Annotated in this window: 19 protein-coding genes; 4 read left to right on the forward strand and 15 right to left on the reverse strand. The window is 69.9% G+C overall.

Annotation, left to right across the window (positions count from 1 at the left end):
* Positions 1–264, reverse strand: a complete 264-nt coding sequence (locus ABZX02_RS40875) for a DUF4342 domain-containing protein (protein ID WP_355306992.1) — start codon at positions 262–264, stop codon at positions 1–3.
* Between the two features lie 190 nt (positions 265–454).
* On the opposite strand from ABZX02_RS40875, the gene ABZX02_RS40880 reads away from it, so the two are divergent.
* Positions 455–1,762 (forward strand): wax ester/triacylglycerol synthase family O-acyltransferase, encoded by a 1,308-nt coding sequence (locus tag ABZX02_RS40880; protein WP_355306994.1) that lies wholly within the window; start codon positions 455–457, stop codon positions 1,760–1,762.
* On the opposite strand, the gene ABZX02_RS40885 is transcribed toward ABZX02_RS40880, so the two are convergent.
* The 4 genes from ABZX02_RS40885 to ABZX02_RS40900 are packed head-to-tail and all read right to left on the reverse strand — an operon-like array spanning position 1,719 to position 5,323.
* On the reverse strand, positions 1,719–2,816 hold the full coding sequence (locus ABZX02_RS40885) for an ABC transporter permease (RefSeq protein WP_355306996.1): 1,098 nt from the start codon (positions 2,814–2,816) through the stop codon (positions 1,719–1,721). The genes ABZX02_RS40880 and ABZX02_RS40885 overlap by 44 nt on opposite strands.
* Positions 2,813–3,982 (reverse strand): ABC transporter permease, encoded by a 1,170-nt coding sequence (locus ABZX02_RS40890; RefSeq protein WP_355306998.1) that lies wholly within the window; start codon positions 3,980–3,982, stop codon positions 2,813–2,815. Before ABZX02_RS40890 ends, ABZX02_RS40885 begins: the two co-directional genes overlap by 4 nt.
* 2 nt (positions 3,983–3,984) lie before the next feature.
* Positions 3,985–4,908 carry an ABC transporter ATP-binding protein gene (locus ABZX02_RS40895; protein ID WP_355307000.1) on the reverse strand — a complete coding sequence of 308 codons (924 nt, stop codon included), beginning with the start codon at positions 4,906–4,908 and terminating at the stop codon, positions 3,985–3,987.
* Positions 4,865–5,323 carry a universal stress protein gene (locus ABZX02_RS40900; RefSeq protein ID WP_355307002.1) on the reverse strand — a complete coding sequence of 153 codons (459 nt, stop codon included), beginning with the start codon at positions 5,321–5,323 and terminating at the stop codon, positions 4,865–4,867. Before ABZX02_RS40900 ends, ABZX02_RS40895 begins: the two co-directional genes overlap by 44 nt.
* Before the next feature lie 227 nt (positions 5,324–5,550).
* Between ABZX02_RS40900 and ABZX02_RS40905 the strand changes: the two genes are divergently transcribed.
* Positions 5,551–6,144, forward strand: a complete 594-nt coding sequence (locus ABZX02_RS40905) for a hypothetical protein (protein ID WP_355307004.1) — start codon at positions 5,551–5,553, stop codon at positions 6,142–6,144.
* Positions 6,145–6,156: 12 nt separating this feature from the next.
* Here ABZX02_RS40905 and ABZX02_RS40910 read toward each other — a convergent pair whose 3' ends face one another.
* From ABZX02_RS40910 to ABZX02_RS40920, 3 genes are read right to left on the reverse strand one after another with little or no spacing between them, the layout of a single operon-like run.
* Entirely contained in the window at positions 6,157–6,492 is a 336-nt protein-coding gene (locus ABZX02_RS40910) for a spore germination protein GerW family protein (protein WP_355307005.1), read from the reverse strand.
* Positions 6,489–7,547 carry an acetate/propionate family kinase gene (locus ABZX02_RS40915; RefSeq protein WP_355307007.1) on the reverse strand — a complete coding sequence of 353 codons (1,059 nt, stop codon included), beginning with the start codon at positions 7,545–7,547 and terminating at the stop codon, positions 6,489–6,491. The genes ABZX02_RS40910 and ABZX02_RS40915 overlap by 4 nt, the downstream gene beginning before the upstream one ends.
* A complete protein-coding gene (locus tag ABZX02_RS40920; protein ID WP_355307009.1) occupies positions 7,544–9,874 on the reverse strand; it encodes a phosphoketolase family protein in 2,331 nt (776 codons plus the stop codon). The genes ABZX02_RS40915 and ABZX02_RS40920 overlap by 4 nt, the downstream gene beginning before the upstream one ends.
* Positions 9,875–10,025: 151 nt before the next feature.
* On the opposite strand from ABZX02_RS40920, the gene ABZX02_RS40925 reads away from it, so the two are divergent.
* Positions 10,026–10,328, forward strand: a complete 303-nt coding sequence (locus ABZX02_RS40925) for an HPF/RaiA family ribosome-associated protein (RefSeq protein WP_355307010.1) — start codon at positions 10,026–10,028, stop codon at positions 10,326–10,328.
* 27 nt (positions 10,329–10,355) lie between these two features.
* On the opposite strand, the gene ABZX02_RS40930 is transcribed toward ABZX02_RS40925, so the two are convergent.
* The 6 genes from ABZX02_RS40930 to ABZX02_RS40955 form a co-directional block, all read right to left on the reverse strand.
* Positions 10,356–10,817, reverse strand: a complete 462-nt coding sequence (locus ABZX02_RS40930; protein WP_355307012.1) for a cyclic nucleotide-binding domain-containing protein — start codon at positions 10,815–10,817, stop codon at positions 10,356–10,358.
* A gap of 257 nt (positions 10,818–11,074) precedes the next feature.
* On the reverse strand, positions 11,075–11,515 hold the full coding sequence (locus ABZX02_RS40935) for a prealbumin-like fold domain-containing protein (RefSeq protein ID WP_355307014.1): 441 nt from the start codon (positions 11,513–11,515) through the stop codon (positions 11,075–11,077).
* A 210-nt stretch (positions 11,516–11,725) separates the two neighbouring features.
* Complete coding sequence (locus ABZX02_RS40940) at positions 11,726–12,526, reverse strand: ABC transporter permease subunit (RefSeq protein ID WP_355307016.1); 801 nt, start codon at positions 12,524–12,526, stop codon at positions 11,726–11,728.
* Complete coding sequence (locus tag ABZX02_RS40945) at positions 12,516–13,406, reverse strand: ABC transporter ATP-binding protein (RefSeq protein WP_355307018.1); 891 nt, start codon at positions 13,404–13,406, stop codon at positions 12,516–12,518. The genes ABZX02_RS40940 and ABZX02_RS40945 overlap by 11 nt, the downstream gene beginning before the upstream one ends.
* Positions 13,403–14,002 carry a hypothetical protein gene (locus tag ABZX02_RS40950; RefSeq protein WP_355307019.1) on the reverse strand — a complete coding sequence of 200 codons (600 nt, stop codon included), beginning with the start codon at positions 14,000–14,002 and terminating at the stop codon, positions 13,403–13,405. Before ABZX02_RS40950 ends, ABZX02_RS40945 begins: the two co-directional genes overlap by 4 nt.
* Positions 13,950–14,642: a universal stress protein gene (locus tag ABZX02_RS40955; protein WP_355307021.1), complete on the reverse strand. Its 693-nt coding sequence runs from the start codon at positions 14,640–14,642 to the stop codon at positions 13,950–13,952. The genes ABZX02_RS40950 and ABZX02_RS40955 overlap by 53 nt, the downstream gene beginning before the upstream one ends.
* A 155-nt stretch (positions 14,643–14,797) precedes the next feature.
* Here ABZX02_RS40955 and ABZX02_RS40960 point away from each other — a divergent pair, with 155 nt between their 5' ends.
* Positions 14,798–16,171, forward strand: coding sequence for an MBL fold metallo-hydrolase (locus ABZX02_RS40960; protein WP_355307023.1), 1,374 nt, complete (start codon positions 14,798–14,800; stop codon positions 16,169–16,171).
* 74 nt (positions 16,172–16,245) lie between these two features.
* Here the strand turns inward: ABZX02_RS40960 and ABZX02_RS40965 are convergent, their stop codons facing one another.
* Complete coding sequence (locus tag ABZX02_RS40965) at positions 16,246–17,244, reverse strand: nitroreductase family protein (protein ID WP_355307025.1); 999 nt, start codon at positions 17,242–17,244, stop codon at positions 16,246–16,248.
* Positions 17,245–17,307 lie beyond the last annotated feature (63 nt).

Genomic DNA, 17,307 nt, shown 5'->3' on the forward strand with positions numbered 1-17,307 from the left:
TCACGCTTGCCCTCCGGGGTTCTCCTCGCGCTCGACCACGATCGACCAGTCGCCGGCGAGCGCCGCGAGTGCGCCGATCGCGGTCACGACGGGCGCGGCGATCGCGGCCACGACCCCGGCGGTGAGCGGAACCTCCATAACGGTGTGCCCCTTGTCGTTCTTGATGATGAGACGCCGGACGTTGCCCTCGTGGAGGAGCTGCTTGGCCTTCTCGACGAGTTCGTCACCCCGGACGTGGACCTTCGGTTGCTGTTCGACAGTCATGGTGTCGTCTCCCTTCCACCGACCACGATGGCCTCGTGCCGGGACCTGGGGCAGGGACCGAGGTCCGTCATGGGCTGCGGCCATGGTCCCGATGCATGTGACCAGGCAGGCCGTGGCAGGGCCGAAAGGCTTGCCCGGGGCGGGACAGCGGGCCGTGGGACGCGGGGTGCTCCGGTGCTGCACTGGGAACATGGACACCCTCAGCCCGCTCGACGCCGCCTTCCTGGAGATCGAGGACGCCGATCCGCACGTCTCACTCGCCATCGCGTCCATAGCCGTCATCGAGGGCCCCGCTCCCGCCCACCACGAGTTCCTCGCCCTGATGCGCTCCAAGCTGCCGCTCCTGCCGCGGGCGCGGCAGCGGCTGACACGCGCTCCGTGGTACTTGAAGGCTCCCGCGTGGGAGGACGATGTCTCGTTCGACCTCTCGTACCACGTGCGCCGCACCGCGTTGCCCGCTCCAGGCGGCGACGCGGAGCTGAGCGCCCTCGTCGCGCGGATCATGGGGCAGCGGCTCGACCGCGACCGCCCGCTCTGGGAGTACTGGGTGGTGGAGGGTCTCACGGACGGGCGCTGGGCGGTCCTGGCGAAGGTGCACCACTGCATGGCGGACGGCATCAGCGGAACGATGCTCTACGACGTCATGTACGGAGACGCACCCGTACCGGACGGCGAGGACGGAGGCTCCCCAGGGCTGTTCTCGTTGCTGGCCGGAGTGATGAGAATGCCTCTGTCCCTCGCCGGCGGCCTCCTTTCCCTCGCTCGGTCGCTGCTCCCGGTGCCCGTCTCCACCCTGTTCGGCCGGATCGGTTCACCGCGGCTGTACCGGGTGGTGAGGGCCTCGCTGCCCGAGGTGAAGGACGTCGCCCACGCGTTCGGCGTGACCGTGAACGACGTCGTGCTGGCGGTGGTCGCCCGTGCCTACCGCGCGGTGCTGCTCGAACGGGGCGAACGTCCGCTGTCGCAGAGCGTCCGCGCGCTGGTGCCGGTGTCCGTGCGCACCGATCGCCGGATGGACAACCAGATCAGTCTGCGGCTGACCTTCCTGCCGGTCGAGGCGCGCAGCGCGGTGGAGGCGTTGTCGACCGTGCACGAGCGCTTCACGGCGTTGAAGAGCGGTCATGAAGCCGAGGCCGGGCACGCTGTCACCGGGCTCGCGAAGTACGAGCCGTTCGCCCCGCTCGCGTGGAGCATCCGGTTCGGCGCCGCGCTGCCCCAGCGCAGCATCGTCACCGTCACCACCAACGTTCCCGGGCCGAGGAAGCCGCTGCGGGTGCTGGGGCGCGAGATCGTCGAGATCCTGCCGTACGTCCCCATCGCTGTGCGGATCAGAACGGGGGTGGCGGTGCTGTCCTACGCCGACCGGCTGTCGATCGGCATCACCGCGGACCGCGACAGCACGCCGGACGTGGACGTGCTGGCCGCGGCTCTGAGCGAAGCGATCGCGGAGCTGGTCAGCGCGTCACCGCGCGGCGCAACCACCACGCGCCGAGGGTGAACAGCACCGCCGCGGTTCCGAGCAGCATCAGCAGGTTCGGCGCGATGGTGAGGAGGTCGCCGTCACGTCTGGTCAGGGCGGCGAACCCGTCGTTGGCCCAGCCCTGCGGAGTCGCGATCGCCACTGTGCGCAGCGCGGGGCTGAAGAACTCGAGCGGCACCATGCAGCCCCCGAACGCGGCCAGTCCCAGGCCGAGCAGGATGCCGAGACCGGTGATCTGCTGCTGGGTGCGGCACACGGCACCGAGCAGCAGGGCCGCGGCGCCGGAGACGAGCGCGAAGGCGCAGACCAGCGCGCCCGCACCGAGCGGATCACCCCACCGGACCCCGAACAGCAGGGCCGAACCCACGAGCACGATCACTCCCTGGAGCAACGCGATCGCGACCCGGCCGAGCGCCTCGCCCGCGACGATCGACCGGACCGGTGTCGGCGTGGCGAGCATGCGTCGGGTGACGCCGAGGGCACGCGCCTCCACGAGAGCCGCGGCGGTGGTGAGCGAGTTGAGGAACGTGAACACGATGAGCTGGTTCGCGGCGCCGAGGTCGAAGCCGGAGAAGTCGTCGGGGAACAGCGCCTCTCCGGTCGTGCTGGTGCGCACCTCGACCGGTTCCACGCGGGCCGAGTCCACAGCGGACAGTGCGGCGTCCCGGCTCGTCGCGGCGTGCGAGGCGACGAAGTCACCGGCGGCGACGCGGTTCGCCTCACGGGTCAGGGCCGAGACGACCAGCGTGCGCACCTGTTGCCCAGCCCGGTCCGAGCGCACGAGGAGCAGCGGCGTTCCGGATCCGGTTCGCACCAGCCCGGCGCTGACCTCGCCGTGCTCCACGGCGGCGCGCAGCGACGACTCGTCGGTGTAGTCCCGGACCCGGACCGCCGGGTCGTCCCGCAGGACACCGGCGTCCCCGGCGATCCCGACCACCGGTGTTCCCGCGCCGCCGAACGCGGCGCCGACGACGAACACCAGCAGTAGGGGCAATGCCACCAGGAAGAACAACCCCGTGCGATCGCGCAGTGCGCGGTGCACGTTGGTCCAGGCGATCTTCAGGACCTTCACGGTCGCACCACCTTCCGGAACAGCACCAGGGCGGTCGAGCCGGTCACCGCAGCGAAGGCGGTCATCGCGGCGACCGAGGGCAGCACCGAGGCGACGGTCCCGCCCGCGAGGTCGGCGAGGCCGCGCAGGAACCAGTGGTGCGGTGCCAGCAGGCTCAACTTCTCGAGCAGGCCTCCGGCCTGGGCGACCGGGAAGAACGCGCCGCCGAGCGCACCGAGCACGATGGCGGTGATCGCCTGCCAGCCGCCGGCCTGGTCCGCGGTCTTCGCGAGCGCCGCCACCACGGACATGGCGCCCGTGGCGGCCAGCACTCCGGAGACGACGAGCAACGCGACCCCGGCGGGATGACCCCAGTGCGCGTTCATGAGCAGTGAGCTCGCGACGATGAGCGCGGTCATGCTGACGACTCCCACGGCAACGCTGGTGAGCAGCTTGCCCGCGAGGATCGACGACCGTCGCACCGGCCCGGCGAGCAACCGGGCGAGCGTGCCGGTGCGGCGCTCGTCGAGCAGTCCGGTCACGCCGGACTGCACCGCGAAGAACAGGAAGAAGACCGCCATTCCCGCCGCGTACTGCGTTCGGGTGTCGAGTTCCCTGCGCGCCGCGGTGTCCTCCGCGACCACCGCCTGCGGCAGTGCGGCCGCGGCTTCGGCGGCAAGCGCGGCCGGCGGCGTCGTGACTCCCGAGTGGACGGTCGCGGCCACGGCCACCCGGACCGCGGCCAGCCGGTCCGTGTACGACTGGGCGAGCGAGCGGGCGACCTGGGTGCCGGTCGGTGCGTCGACGTCGCCGACGACCTCGATGCGCGCCGCCCGGCCCGCCAGCACGTCCTGGGTGAACCCGGCGGGCAGGAGGAAGGCCGCTGTCGCCGCACCGTCGCCGACCAGCGAGCGGGCCTCCTGCTCCGACGCGACGGCACGCACCTCGATCGCGCCGGACGCCGCGGCCCGTCCCAGCACGTCGTCGGTGAACGTCCTGGAGACCTCGCCGCGGTCCGCGTCGGCGACGACGTAGCGGAAGAGTTCGCTGTCTCCTCCGATGTTGCCGAGGATCAGCGTGAAGATGCCGGCCAGCGCCAGCGGGAGCACGACGGCGAGCAGGTAGGCGGTCCGGTCACGGGCTCGTTCGCGGAGGTCCCGCCCGGCGATCAGCAGTGCGTGCCGCATCGTCACTCCCGCAACGCTTTGCCGGTGAGGTGCAGGAACACGGTCTCGAGGTTCGGTTCGGCGACCTCGACCGAGCGCACCACGGCACCGTTGGACGAGAGCGCGGAGAGCACGACGGGAAGGGTCTCCCTCGCGTCGTCCACCACCAGTTCGAGGCCGTGACCGTGTGCCGCCACACCGTGGACGGTCTGGATCGTGCCGAGCGCGGCCGCGGCGTGGGCGAGGTCTCCGTCGAGCAGCAGCGAGATCCTGTCCCGCTCGCCGAGCCGCTCGACCAGCTGGCGTCGCGTGCCCTCGGCGATGAGGCGGCCGGAGTCGATGACTCCGACGCGGTCGCACAGGCGCTCGGCCTCCTCCATGTAGTGGGTCGTGTAGAGGATGGCCATGCCCTCGGCGGCGAGCGTCCGGACGTTCTCGATGATCTGGTTGCGGCTCTGCGGGTCCACGCCCGCCGTCGGTTCGTCGAGCACGAGCAGCTTCGGCTCGTGCAGCAGCCCGATGGCGACGTTGAGCCGTCGCTTCATGCCGCCGGAGTACTCGCGCGCGAGGTCGTTCGCCCGGTCCGCCAGACCCACGACCTCGAGCACGCGCTCGACGCGGTGGCGGCCGGCACCGTAAAGGTTCGCGAAGAACCTCAGGTTCTCCCGTGCGGTGAGGTCGGGGTAGAGCGCGAGCTCCTGAGGCACGTAACCGACGAGGCGCTTCGCCGCGACGTCCGTGGTCGACATGGGTACGCCGGCCACCACGACCTCGCCCGCGTCGCGCTCCAGCACTCCGGTGATCATCGAGATCGTGGTCGTCTTGCCGGCGCCGTTCGGTCCCAGCAGGCCGTAGGTCTCTCCTTCACCGATGGTGAACGAGACGTCGTCCACGGCCAGCACGTCACCGAACCGGCGTCTCAGGCCTGAGCATGAGAGGACCGTCATGGCGCGCTCCTTCCAGCGGTACGGCGACCACCGGGCACAGGGCGTGCCGCAGGCAGTGGCTGGTGACCGAGCTCATCACGAGCACGCCCGCCTGGCGGTTTCCGTGCTCGCCGACGACCAGGAGGGTCGCGCCCGCCGAACGCTCGACGAGAACGGGACCGGGCAGTCCGTGCGGCACCTCCTGGTCGATGCGCACGCCGTGAGCGGCCTCGCCGAGCGCGTCCACCGCGGCGGCGAGTTCCCGCGCGTGCGTCTGGGCGAAGGCGCCGTCCTCCGACGGCGAACCGAGCTGGCGGACCGACAGGGCGAGCACGGACGCGTCGAGGCGTTTCGCCTCCTCCACGGCCCAAGCCAGGGCGGCCCTCGCCGCCGGCGACCTGTCCACTCCGACGACGATGCGGCACTGAGATGACATGGGGTGCTCCTCCTGATCGTGTGCCACTCAGCGTGCCGGTGCGGACCGGTTGCCGCGCAGGGCCTTTCGTCCCGCCCACGAACAGTCGAACGGGCCTGGCACGTGACTGTCCACTTCGGATCTGGCGGGTCGCCGTGCTGGCGGGACCCTCGGCACGGCGACCTGAGTGACCTTGGGCCCTGTGACGGACTGTGCGGACGGAGGAACCTCGATCACGGAGGTGAACCGTGAACTCGAAGCCGATCGCCCGAGCCGTCCGCCTGGCGTTCCCCGGCCGCAACCAGCTCGCGGCCGCGGGCGACCGGCTCGAGGGAGCCGTGCTCGTCCTCGCCGTCGCGGTCGCCTTGCTGGCCGCGCCGATCGCGGCGGCGGCAGGCTCGGAGCTGCACGCCCGCCAGCGGGCCCAGGTGATGGCAGAGCAGGGGATCCGCCTCCGCGCCGTGGCCACGCTCGTCGAGAACGCACCGCCCGCGATGACCGTCGACGACCGCGGCACCGTCCTGGAGACGACGCCCGTGGCGGCGACGTGGAACGGGCCGGACGGTCAAGAGGAGGTGGGGGACGTGCAGGCGCACTTCGGGGCCTTGGCGGGAACCACCGTGCCGATCTGGATCGACCGGCAGGGTGGTGTGACCGAGCCGCCGCGGTCGCCCGAGGGTGCGGTGATCAACGCGATCGGCTTCGCCCTCGCCGTGTGGGGCGGTTCCACCGGCGCGGCGGCGTTGCTCTACTTCCTGACCCGGTTCACGCACACGCGGTTGCGCCTGCGGCGGTGGGAGAGGGAGTGGCGGCAGGTGTCACACGACTGGACGGCTCGTTGACCACACGCCCGCTCATCCACGTCGCGCCTTGACGATGCGCAGCGCCACGAGCAGCGCCGCGACGGCGACCGCACCGGCGGTGGCGATCAACCGGTTCACGTCGACCGCGGGCTCCCAGCGGACCTTGCCGTCCTTGATGACGTAGGCGCCGGTCGGCTTGGCGGTGAGTCCGAACCCGCCGCCCTCACCTTCCTGGCCCTTCTCGTCCCTCCCGGTTCCGCCGCCCGCGCCGCCCGCGAGGGTGGCCGCGGCGATCACCGTGATCCCGTCCTTCTCGTACGGCTCGGCGTAGACCATTTTGGCCTGCAGCGAGTCCTTCGTCTTCGTGATCAGTTCGTCGACCTTCACAAGACCTCCTCTGCGTCGTGTCCTCTGTGCAGCCTCATGACGGCGCGCGTCTGAGCTGCGATCTCCAGGTCTTCGCGCGCCTCGACCACGAACACGTCGAGTTCGTGCAGGTAGGCCAGCTTCCCGACCACCTCGTCGCGCAGTTGGGCATCGTGTTCGCCGACTCCGCCGGTGAACACGAGCAGGTCCACCCCGCCCAGCGAGGCGGTCATGGCGGCGATGGACTGGCACAGCCGGTGCACGTACACCTCCAGCGCCAGCACGGCTTGTTCGTCGCCCGCTTCCGCGGCCCGGCGCACGTCCCTCATGTCGCCACTGGTGCCGCTGAGACCGGCGAGGCCGGACTGGTGTTCCAGGCCTGCTTCCAGTTCGTCGAGCGGGAGACCGGCGTGCAGCAGCCACACCAGCATGCCGGGATCGACGTCACCACTGCGCGTGGCCATCACCAGGCCCGCCAGGGGAGTGAAGCCCATGGTGGTGTCGACGCAGCGGCCACGCTGAACGGCGGCGAGCGAGGCGCCCGCGCCCAGGTGACAGCTGACCACGCGCGCGTCGGGCATGCCGGCGAGCTCAGCGGCTCGACGCGAGGCGTAGGCGTGCGACAGCCCGTGGAAGCCAAAGCGCCGCAAACCCCACTTTTGCCGCCATGCCAAGGGAAGTGCGTACGTGGTGGTGTGTGCGGGCATCGTGGCGTGGAACGCGGTGTCGAAACAAGCCACCTGTGGCACGCCGGGCAGCGCCTCAAGCGCCGCGTCGATGCCGGCCAACGCCCGCGGCTGGTGCAACGGAGCCAGCGGGGTGAGGCGTTCGAGCGCCGCCCGCACGTGTGCGTCGATCACAGTCGGCCTGGTGAACTCGGAACCACCGTGCACCACGCGGTGACCGACGGCGTCGATCGCGGGCGCGTGGGCCAGGAACTCCTGCAACGGACCGGGTTCCGCCTCCCAGCGCTCGACGTGGTGCTCGGCGAGGACGGAGTCGTCCTCGCCGAGCACCGAAAGCTTCAGGCTCGACGAGCCCGCGTTCACCACGAGCACGGTGCCTTTGCCGTTCACTGCCACGTCCAGTCGCGGATCTCGGGCAGGTCCTCGCCGTGCTCGCGGATCCAGGCGTGGTGCCGGGCGCGCTGGTCCTGCATGAGCTGGCGCAGCCGGGCCGCCTTGGGACCGAGTCCCGGCACGCGGTCGATGACGTCGATCACGAGCCGGTATCGGTCCATGTCGTTGAGCACGAGCATGTCGAACGGGGTCGTGGTGGTGCCTTCCTCCTTGTAGCCGCGGACGTGGAGGTTGTGGTGGTTGGTGCGGCGGTAGGTCAGGCGGTGGATGAGCCACGGGTAGCCGTGGTAGGCGAAGATCACCGGCTTGTCGGCGGTGAACAGCGCGTCGAACTCGCGGTCGGGCATGCCGTGCGGGTGCTCGGTGTCGGGCTGCAGGCGCATCAGGTCCACGACGTTGACCACGCGGACCCGCAGCGACGGCAGGTGCTCGCGCAGCAGCTTGGCCGCGGCGAGCACCTCGACGGTGGGCGCGTCGCCGGCGCACGCTAGCACCACCTCCGGCTCCTCGATGCCGTCGTCGGTGCTCGCCCACTCCCAGATCCCGGCGCCGCGCGTGCAGTGCAGGACCGCCTCGTCGACGTCGAGCCAGTCCGGCGTCTCGTTCTTGCCGGCGACGATGACGTTGACGTAGTCCTTGCTGCGCAGGCAGTGGTCGGCGACGGAGAGCAGGGTGTTGGTGTCCGGCGGCAGGTAGACGCGGACGACCTCGGCCTTCTTGTTCATGACGTGGTCGATGAAACCGGGGTCCTGGTGGGAGAATCCGTTGTGGTCCTGCCGCCACACGTGTGAGCTGAGCAGGTAGTTGAGCGACGCGATCGGCCTGCGCCACTCCAGCTTCTTGTGCGTCTTGAGCCACTTGGCGTGCTGGTTGAACATCGAGTCGACGATGTGGATGAACGCCTCGTAGCAGTTGAACAGCCCGTGCCGGCCGGTGAGCAGGTAGCCCTCCAGCATTCCCTGGCACAGGTGCTCGGACAGCACCTCCACCACGCGGCCGTCGTGGACCAGGTGCTCGTCCACCGGCAACGTCTCGGCCTGCCACTGCTTGCCGGTCACGTCGTAGACGGCGTCGAGCCGGTTGGACGCGGTCTCGTCGGGGCCGAAGATCCGGAACGAGCGGGCGTCGGCGTTCAGGGACACGACGTCGCGCAGCATGCGGCCGAGCACCCTGGTCGGCTCGGAGTGCGTGGTGCCGTGCTTGACGACCTCGGCGGCGTGCGCGCGGATCCCGGGCATCCTCAACTCGCGCAACAGCAGTCCGCCGTTGGCATGAGGTGTCGCACCCATCCGGCGGGCACCGTCCGGCACCAGGGCGGCCAGTTCGGGCCGTGGAGCTCCGTTGTCGTCGAACAGCTCCTCCGGCCGGTAGCCGCGCAGCCAGGACTCCAGCTGGCGCAGGTGTTCCGGCGTGGTGCGCACTCCGGCGAGGGGGACCTGGTGCGAACGCCAGGTGTTCTCGACCGGCTTGCCGTCCACTTCGGACGGTCCGGTCCAGCCCTTGGGACTGCGCAGCACGATCATCGGCCACCGGGGCCGGTCCTCGGACTCCTGGATGCGGCGGATCTCGTCCACGACCTGGTCCAGCACCTCGGCCATGCGGGCGTGCATCGCCTTCGGCTCGTCGCCCTCGACGTAGAACGGCGCGTAGCCGTAGCCGCGCAGCAGCGCGTCCAGTTCGTCGTGCGGGATGCGGGACAGCAGGCTGGGGTTCGCGATCTTGTACCCGTTGAGGTGCAGGATCGGCAGCACCGCGCCGTCCCGCCGCGGGTTGAGGAACTTGCCGGCGTGCCAGCTGGTCGCGAGCGGCCCGGTCTCCGCCTCGCCGTCGCCGACCACGCACGCCACGATCAGACCGGGGTTGTCGAACGCCGCACCGAACGCGTGCGCGAGCGAGTAGCCCAGTTCGCCGCCCTCGTGGATCGACCCCGGCACCTCCGGCGCCACATGGCTCGGCACACCGCCGGGGAAGGAGAACTGCCGGAACAGCGACCGCATCCCGTCGCCGTTCGGCGGCACGTCGGGGTAGGTCTCGCTGTAAGTGCCCTCGAGCCACGTGTTCGCGAGCAGCGCGGGGCCGCCGTGTCCCGGTCCGGTCACGAACAGCACGTCCAGGTCGCGTTCCCGGATGATCCGGTTGAGGTGGGCGTAGAGGAAGTTCAGGCCCGGTGTCGTTCCCCAGTGCCCGAGCAGGCGCGGTTTGATGTGCTCGGGGGCGAGTGGCTCGGCCAGCAGGGCGTTGTCCATCAGGTAGATCTGGCCCGCCGACAGGTAGTTGGCGGCTCGCCAGTACGCGTCGACCAGCTCCAGACCGGCGTGGGACATGACGTACTCCTCAGCTCGATGTGCCTTCAACGGTGCTGTCTGAACGGATCCAGGACCAGGGACCCAGGTCCCGGCCGTCGCGGCTCTTTCGGACCTGTCCGCGTCTCGCCGAGATGGCGAGAGTGCGGGTATCACGTCGATGGAGGTTCAGATGAAGCACGCAGGCGCGACGGAGATCGGCAACGTCGTCGTCGAACTCGGCGAACGCATCGCGGAGGACGCCAGGCAGTACGCGCACGACAAGATCGTCACCTTGGCCCGGTACGCGCCGGAGCCGACCGAGTTCGCTCGGGTGCGCCTCACCACGACGGGCCCCCGCACGATCTCGGTGCACGTCAACCTGGACGTCAACGGCACACCGGTGATCGGTAAGGCCGAGGCCCCCACGTTCGAGGAAGCGGTCGACGCCGTGCACGACCAGTTGCACACCCGCTTGCTCAAGATGCACAACTGACCGGATCCGCGCTCGACCTCCACCAGCTCAGCAGGTGTCCTGGTGGAGGTCGAGCAGCCGGAGCCTGGTGGCCCGCAAGCGGTTCAGGAGTGCCTCGATGAGGATCAGCGACAGCTGGTAGCCCAGAGCCGGGTCCTCTTCGGCGAGCTGCCGCAACGCCTCCGTGTCGATCACCGCTGCGCGCGTGGGAGAGACGACGGTGGCGCCGAAGTGCCAGCGGTAGGGCTGCACGAGCCAGGACCACCCGACCAGTTCACCGGGGCCGATGCTCTGCAGGCCCATCCGTCCACGTGGCTGGGTTGCGGCGTCCACCATGACGCAGCCGCTCAGCACGATCCAGCATTGGTCGGCAAGTCCGCCCTCGTCGAACAGGCGCGCTCCCGACTCGTACGTCCTGATCCGGCTGACGCCCGCGATCGCCGCGCGTTGTGTGTGCGACAGGTTCGTGAACAACGGGAGGGCGTCGAACTCTGTCATCGGAACGGTCATGGTCGCTCACCTCGCGCGGTGGTTGTTGCTTCCTGGCGCCGGACACGGAGGAGCACTGTCCACAGTCGACTTGAACTCCCGCGCCGTTCTCCTATCGTGGGCGCCTGCGCGCCGTTGTCCCAGTGACGAAGGGCTCTCTGGTACCGGCGCTTCGGTCCCTCGCGGTCGCGAGGGATCGGGGTAGAGGTTCGTGCGGACGTCCATCTGTCACCGGACGATGCGCGCTCGCAGTAGCAGGGCGGCACCCGCGACCAGGCTCAGCAGACCACCCAAAGCCAGCCACGCCACGTCCGCGCCCGTCGCGGCCAGCACCTGATCAGGCGTGCCAGGAGGAGGTGGAGCCGTGGGATCCGGCTGGACCCGACCACGCCGACCCTGTACAGCCCTGGACGCAGGTTGTGGAACGTGAGCCGGCCGTTCTCACCGGAGACGTCGCTGGCGACGATGACGTCGTGGTCGAGTCGATCGCGCAGGTAGATCTTGACGCCCGGCAAGGGATCGCCGGATGGGAGGCCCATCAGAGGCTTGTACCTGAACTTCACCAGTGTGGCGTCCACGCGTGAAGCCACGGGACCGGCGCTTCGTGCCAGTGCGGTGATCCCGTCGATGCTGTTGAACGGGTAAGGCCCGCCGACCGAGCAGTACATGGAGATGTACCCGTAGGACGTCTCCCAGTCGGAGACCGGCTGTCGCGTCACTGGAAAGGCGCGGGTCTCACCAGACCGTAGTACGACGCCGGGGCCTCCCGGCATCAGCTCTCCCACGTCGGCGCCGTCGCACTTGCCTGCCAGATTCGTGAGCGTCGTGTTGCCCGTGTTGCTCAGAGTCAGCGTCGCGCGAAGAACATCGCCTCTGCCCGTCGAGCACGACTCATCGCGTTCGATCGAACGCGTCTCGCTACAGCAGGTTCACGCTCTGACATCTCGCCGTTCGAACGCCATCACCCCGAACCCCGTCAGCACCGCGGCGAGCACGACCAGCTCCACCAAGCCCAGCCAGTTCGAATGCCCGTTCAGCGCGTCGTTGACAGCCGCGTGGTGGAACGGCGAGAGCTGCCGCCACGACCGCAGCCCCTCCGAAAGCGCGGACAGGGCGTTGAGGAGGTACGTCAGCAGGGCGACCCCGACCGGAACGGCGACGGCGAGCCCGGGCCTGCCGGTCAGAGCGCCGACGAGCAACGCCAGTGCACCGAACGGCAACGCCACCACGGTGCTCGCGAGAACGGCGAGTACCAGGTGGAGCCATGGAACGTTCAGGCCGGCGACGCTGCTGCCCACCACGAGAACGAGGCCGAGAGCAGCCGAAACAGCCGCCAGCGACAGGAGCACGGCAGCGGCCTTGTCCAGCAGCAACCGCTTGCGCGACACGGGGTTGAGGATGAGCAGGTCCATCGTGTGCGCCTTCTCCTCACCGGCTGTGGCCCTGGCGGCCTGGCCGATGACGAGCCCGAGCAGCACGAGCGGCGCGAGGAAGCCGAACACCTCGCCCTGCAGGTAGCCGACGCCGCTGGACAGCGACTGCTGGACGTTGAAGAGCGCCTTGAACGACTCCGGGTAGGAGTCGAGCAGCGTGTCCAGCTCTCCGGCGGCGTCGCGCACCGCCGGGTACACCGCCAGCTGCAGCAGGACGCTCGCGACGAGGACGGCACACCACCCGATGGTGCTGCCGCGGTTGTCCCGCAACGACTTGGTCACCAGTTCAGTCGCCATCGCCGCGCTCCTCGGTGTAGTGCACGAAGATGTCCTCGAGATCGGGATCGTGGCTGACGACGTTGAGCAGCGAGAAGCGCGCCGCCGTCCGGACGAGTTCGCCCACCGGCCCGGCCACCCGGCAGCGCACCTCGGTGGCGCCCGTCTGCACCACTTCCCGGACGCCGGCGATTCCGCTGAACGTCGCGGCCGCTACCTCCTCGCCGAACGTGAAGGTGAGCTCCCGCAACGCGTTGGCCTTCAACGAGGACACCGTGTCCTGCACGACCAGGCTGCCGGCCAGCAGGATCCCGACCCGGTCGGCGACCTGCTCGACCTCAGACAGCACGTGCGAGGAGAACAGCACGGTCCCGCCGCCGTCGACGTACTCCCGCAGGTAAGCGTGGAACTCGCGTTGTGCCAACGGATCGAGGCCGCTCGCGGGCTCGTCGAGGATCACCAGGTCCGGCCGGTGCCCGAAGGCCTGGACGATGCCGAGCTTCTGGCGGTTGCCCTTGGACAACTCGCCCGCGGGCCGGTCGAGGTCGAGGTCCAGGCGCTTGGCGAGCCTGGTCGCCTCGCCGAGTTCGGGGTGATGCCTCAAAGCTCCGCAAAAGCGCAGGTAGTCGGCGCCAGTCAGCCGGTCGTAGAGCACCAGGTCGCCCGGCAGGTAGCCGATCCGGCCGCGCAACCGGGGCGACATGTATTCGCCGAACAGCGTGAAGCTTCCGCGCGTCGGCCTGATGACGTCGATCAGCAACCGGAGGGTCGTCGTCTTGCCGGCGCCGTTGGGTCCGAGCAGGCCGAAGACCTCGCCGCACCGGACCTCCAGGTCGAGGTCGCGCAGTGCGGTGGTCTTGCCGTAGGTCTTGGAAAGCCCATGCGTGCTCACGACGTTCATCGCGGTTCACCCGTCTCCGCCGAGTGCTTGACGGTGCGCAGGACCGCGCGGCTGATGATCCCGACGAACGGGGTGCTGACGCGCCAGTAGCGGCGGAAGCTCAGCCAGGCCCGCGGGTCGGTGAGCACCACCCGCGTCTCGGCGGTGACGAGCGTGCGGCGCTGACCGTAGGGGAGGGTCGAGAGGGAGCAGACGACCTTGGCGTAACCGGGCTCCGCGAAGTCTTGGAAGTCCCGCGCGTCGACCGCTCGCCACCTGACTACCGGTCGCCAGACCTTGCCGATCGCACCGACGACGAGTTCCTGGCCGGGTTGCTCGCCGAGCACGACCCAGTCGGTGCCGTTCGCCAGGTCGTCGATCGTCATCCGGGTCGGCGTGCGGGGAGTGCGGCGGTGCCGCTCGCGCCACCGCTCGGGCAACTCGCGCAGGCCGATGGCGGTGGTGACGAGAAATCCGTGCAGATCGGTCAGATCCAGTTCGTGCACGGCCTGGTAGGCGGTCATCGGATCGGCGTTCACGACGACGTGGTCGGTCCTGCCGAAGTCAGGCCGGGGTGCGAACTGGTCGGCGAGGAGCGGGAACGGAAGGGGCGTCACGGCGATCCTCCTGATCGGGCCGGTGCGGGACGAGCACGGGACACGGGGCGTGGTGCAGCGCGGCCTTGGTGACCGAGCCGCACGTCCGCGTCTCACCGGGGCCCACGACGATCAGATCGGTGTCCAGGCAACGGCTGATGGCCTCGTGCGGTTGGCGGCGCACGAGCACGGCGCTGTGCGGGAACCCACCGAGAAGTTCTGCCGCCCGGTCGAGCACCCAGCCGCGGTCCTCGTCTTGGTCCGCGCGTACCACGGGCAACGGGACCGCGTGCAGGACGCGCAGGACGGCGCCGCGCAGCCGGGCGAACCTGGCCGCGGCGGTGAGGACGACCGCATCGTCCGGACCACCGCTGACGAGCGCCGTGACGCGGCGGTGCGTTCCGAGGCGTGCGGCAGCCGTTCCACGCACCACCACCGCGTCACAACCAGCCGCGCCGACAACGGAGAGAACGTGCTTGCCGAGGCCTAGAGAAGAACTCACCCGGTCTTGGTGCCCGAGCACGACCAGTTGGGCGGGGAAGTGGTCGTCCGCCCAGCGCGCCACCACAGGGGCGGCCACGAGATCGGCGTGAGCGGTGGCCCACTCCACGGCTTCCGGGCTCCAGGGTGAGCCGTCCGCGATCACCACGACAGGTTCCATGTCTTCACGGTGGCGTGGCGCGCTCGTAGCGCCCAGAGCGAAGGGTGACCACCTGTGCGGGACGAAGGTCCCGGTGCCGCGAGGTCGCGCGCCGCTGTGGGACGAACGGACCGGGGAAGCACCGTGTGTTCCATCGGCACGAGGAGGGCTGACCCATGAGCACGCTGACTTTTCTCGGGGGCGCCGGCACGGTGACCGGCAGCAAGTACCTGTTCGACACCGGTAAGTCCCAGGTCTTGGTGGACTGCGGTCTGTTCCAGGGACTCGCGCCCCTGCGCCGACGGAACTGGCGGCCACCGCCGCTGGACCTCGACCGGCTCGACGCGGTCGTGCTCACCCACGCTCACCTCGACCACTGCGGCTACCTGCCGGTGCTGGTGCGGCACGGCTGGCGAGGACCGGTGTTCACCACGGAAGGCACTGCGGACCTGGCCGCGATCGTGCTGGCCGACAGCGCGCACCTGATGGTCGAGGAGGCCCGCCAGGCCAACGAGGTCGGCTGGTCGAAGCACAGCCCTGCTCTGCCGCTGTACGACTCCGACGACGCCGAACGTGCGGTGAAGCTGTTCCGGCCGATCGACTTCGAGGCGCGGAGGTCCATCGCCGCAGGGGTCGATCTCGAATTCGGCCGCGCCGGCCACATCCTCGGCTCGGCGTGGGCGCACCTGACACTGGGAAACCGCAGCGTCGTCGTCAGCGGTGACATGGGCAGGCCCGCACACCGGGTCCTGCGTCCACCGCAGCCTCGGCCCGCCTGTGACGCGTTGCTGATCGAGTCGACGTACGGCGATCGAGCCCACGACGACGCCGCAGCGACCGCGCTGTTTGCCGAGACGATCCGGCGCACCGCGGCACGAGGCGGCAGCGTGCTGATCCCGGCCTTCGCGGTCGACCGCACCGAGGTGGTCCTGGTCGAGCTGACGAGGCTGGCGCGGGCGGGTGAGATTCCGGACCTGCCCGTCTTCGTCGACAGCCCGATGGCGTTGGCGTCACTGCGGGTCTACCGCCAGGCGGTCGCGAAGAGCTGGCCGGAGATCCGCCCCGAGTTGGTGAACGGGGAGGACGCGTTCGACCCCGGGCACCTGGCCGAGCTGCACACGGCTACCCAGTCCATGCAGGTCAACGATCCGAAACAACCTTCAATCATCATCTCGGCGTCCGGTATGGCCACGGGTGGCCGCGTGCTGCACCACCTGAAGGCGATGTTGCCGAACAACCGGCACACCGTCCTGGTCGTCGGGTACGCGGCGGCCGGCACGCGAGCCCGCCGCCTGGCCGAGGGCGCCCGGGAGATCAAGATCCACGGCCGGTACGTGCCGGTCCGGGCGGAGGTGCAGGTGCTGGACGCGTTCAGTGCGCACGCCGATGCCGACGAACTGCTCGGTTGGGTGACGAGTGGACCCACCCCGACAACGACGTATGTCGTGCACGGTGAACCGGAGAGTGCAGCGGTCTTGGCGGACCGGTTGGAGGCCGAGCAAGGCTGGACGGCCGTGGTGCCGGGGGATGGTGAGCGGGTCCTGGTGTGAACGGGAAGAGGTGGAGACCGCTCGTGCGGTCTCCACCTCTGGATCGTGACCATGCCAGCGGTGCGAGACGGCCGCTAGCAGGGCGCGTGCTCGTCGTGGTCGAACAGCAGCTCGGCGACGGCACGTCGTGGGGTGGCCGGCACCGGCGTGCTGAAGCCCACGCGCAGCACGGTTTGAGGGACGAGCGAGCCACCGAGCGCCCGCCGCAGGTCCTCACGTACCCGCTTGACCTCGATCGGCTGCGACATGAACGACGCGGACAAACCGAAGGTGGTCGCGGTGAGCAGAACTCGCTGCAACGCCTGTCCTGCCTGGAGGTCGCCGAGAGGTCCGTCGTAGAACGAGCAGAGCACCACGACCAGGGGGTCGGACTCGTAGTCCTTGCCGGGGTGGCGTTCGGGACCCTGGAAGTCGCGGAACACCCACTCGTCCTGCATCTCCGGGCGCACGCCCGCTGACCCGGCCGGCACGCCGTCGGCGGCGTCCGGCCGATGACCGGTGAAGGCGGCGAGCTCGGCCTGCACGGCTTCGTCGTCGAGCTGGATCTCATGTGCCTGCTTGACGAACCGCTTGAGCTGGGCGCGCTCCTCCGGCGTCGTGATGACGTGCAGCCAGGAGCGTTCCAGCTCGGCCGCGCGCACCAACGCGTGTCGCTGGCGAGCGTCGAGATCCGCGTCGAGGAAAGGCCGGCGGTTGGTGCGGCGGTGAGGTATGGCGGCAAGGAGAGCACGATGTTCGTCGTCGATCTTGAGCGTGCCTCCTCGGCGCACCACGGCGAGTGCGCCGGGCGCGTCGTGGCCGGGCAGCATCGACACCAGCGGGCGCACGCCCATGCTCTGCAGGGCCAGCCGCAGGTTGAACAGGGCGGCACCGCACGACAGCCGCAGTTCGCGGTCCTCCGGATCGGTCGCCGCCAGCCTGCGAGCCGGGTCCGCGTGCAACTCGATCCGGTCTCGCTGAACGCGGAATCGCCAAGGTTGGGTGTTGTGCACGGACGGAGCGAGCGAGGCGGCTCTGAGGGCGTCCTCGATCTGTTCGGGCCCCAGCCCCAGCGCCGCCGCCACTTCTGCCATGTCCTTCATCCCGTCGTGTTGCCTGGTGGAACGTGTGAGTTCTCACTGTCTGTGAGGCAGCCG

Source organism: Lentzea sp. NPDC003310 (genome assembly GCF_040610935.1).
Taxonomy (GTDB): domain Bacteria; phylum Actinomycetota; class Actinomycetes; order Mycobacteriales; family Pseudonocardiaceae; genus Lentzea.